The sequence below is a fragment of the Sutterella sp. genome (assembly GCF_052272535.1).
Lineage (GTDB): Bacteria > Pseudomonadota > Gammaproteobacteria > Burkholderiales > Burkholderiaceae_F > Sutterella.
Map to the genome: position 1 here is coordinate 1 of NZ_DAVZJY010000311.1, position 2,155 is coordinate 2,155.

The 2,155-nt window shown below is 67.2% G+C and carries 1 protein-coding gene; it reads left to right on the forward strand.

The window, feature by feature from the left end; genetic code table 11:
- The first annotated feature begins 94 nt into the window (after positions 1–94).
- The gene (locus tag ACT6Y9_RS10570; RefSeq protein ID WP_443744502.1) at positions 95–1,792 is read left to right on the forward strand and encodes a hypothetical protein; all 1,698 of its coding nucleotides are present in this window, start codon (positions 95–97) and stop codon (positions 1,790–1,792) included.
- The last annotated feature ends 363 nt before the right edge of the window (positions 1,793–2,155 follow it).

Below are 2,155 nucleotides of genomic sequence, written 5' to 3' on the forward strand. Positions count from 1 at the left end.
GCGACGTGATGCACGACGCCCCCGCCGCCCACTCGGAGGGCGGTCGTTCGTGGAGTCCGGCGCCGGTCGCAGAGGGAAGGTTCAAGAGAAGAAAATGGCTAAATCACCGCTCAACTACGAAGGCTACTGGCGGCAGCTCGCCTCCAACACCCGCGTCGAGGCGGGCTCGCAGCTCGTGCTCACGGCCGTGCTCCTCACGCAGATCCGCAACGGCGGCGAGCGCTCGCTCACCGTGAACGGCACGGAGTCCTTCCGCCGCCTCACCGTCAAGACCTGCCCCTGGCTCGCCGACCTCCCCTGGAGCCTCTCGGTGCCGCAGGAGAAGATTGAGATCCACATGTCGCTCGAGGCGTCGACGAACCCGAAGATGCTTCTGGGCGGCTTTCTGCGCGTCTATGCGCGCGACTTCCTGAGGAAGTCCGCCATCCGCGCGGAGCTCGTCGAGTCCGTCGCGCCCTGGCTCACCGAGGGCGAGCCAGACGATGTCTTCTGGGTGGTGGGCGAGGACCGCGCGTTCGTCGCTGCGGCCCGCTGGGCGCTCTCGCGCGGCCGGGGGCGCTTTGCGACGCCCTCCACGAAGCTCGCGCTCATCTTCGAGTCGCTCAAGGCCTTCGACCTCGACGTCGAGACGGAGATCATCCGCGGCGGCGACCTGCGCCTCGGGCGCTTCAATGCGCCGGTGATCACCGTCCCCGAACCCAACACCGACTCGGGGCGCGCCCCGATCGGGCGCTTCCAGTTGGATGAGCTCTCCTACGCCGAAGCGGCGCTCGACAACACGCACCGCATCGTCGCGATCGTCTCGGGCGGGTCGCTCTTCCGCACGCAGGGCGAGGACCTCGAATTGAAAGCGATCTACCTCCATTCTCGCCGCCTCGCGCGCGTCGCCGCCTTCCCGTCGGCTGCGGGCGTCGAGTCCGGCATCGAGACGATCGGGCTCCTCTTCTGCGACGTCGCCGACAAGCCCCTGACCGACGTCGAGCTCATCGACTTCCCGCGCCTGCAGTTCTCGCGCCGCCCCTGGCCCGTGAAGCTCCGCACGGCCTTCACCGATACGCTCCTCACCGGGCGCTCCGGCGGCGAAGGCATCGAGGCGGTCTCGGCCCATGCGGCCGCGCTCCTCGAGGAGAAGTGCATCTTCACGGTCGGCAGCCGCATCGAAACGCAGGGCGACCGCGAGATCGACGAGCTCCTCTCCCGGCGCGGCGCACGGCCCCTGACGGCCTTCGTCGAGGTGATCCGCTGCCATGCACTCGGCACCGCCGTTGACGGCGGCGACGGCTCGATGCGCGAGGCGACGCCGAACGACATCACCGAGTGCGGGTTCCTGCGCCGCCCGAAGAAGTCGATCCAGCCCGACTTCGAGGACAAGGTCCAGGTGCGCCGCATGCAGAAGCAGAGCCTCTGCCCGGGCGACATTCTGCTCACGCAGCGCGGGCGCGTGGGCTCCCTCGCCCTCGTCGAGGACATCCCCGCGGGCGAGATCTGGATGGCGGGCCAGCTCTTCGTGATCCTGCGCCTGCGCACCGAAAGCCCGGTGCACTCCGCGAAGTACCTGCTGCGCTACCTCCAGTGCCGTCCGGTGCAGGAGCGTCTGCAGCGCATTTCTTCGAACACTGCCGTGCCGCAGATCCGCGCCGAGGACCTCGAGAACCTGCTCGTGCCGCTTCCCGACCCCGAGCTCGGCGTCCGCCCGGCCGAAGAGAGCTACAACCGCGCCCGCGAGCTCTCCGACAAGATCGAGAAGATGCGCGAGGAGATCATCCGCACGGCCGAATCGATGGAGTTCTGATCCCGGTCTTCGCCGGCTCTGATCTGCCGCTTCCGCCCTGAAGCGTGAACGCCCGGTTTTCCAACGAGGAGGCCGGGCGTTTTGTCGTCCGCACAGGCCCTCGGCATGCCCGGCCCGGAGGCGCCGGCGCACCCGCGGCGGGCGCGCTCACCCCGGAGCGGTGCATCGAAATAGAGAATTGTGATCAACAGTATTTTTCGATAGTGGAGAGCTAATGCAGCGCATCAACCCGCATAGAGAATTCCGGCTAAGAAAGTCCGGCATTCCCGCCGAGATCTAGGCGCTTCTGTCTAAAAATCGGGGTTAACCCCAGAAGGCGAAAACGAAGAACCCGCAGGTACTCTTTTTGAACGCGCCGCCTTC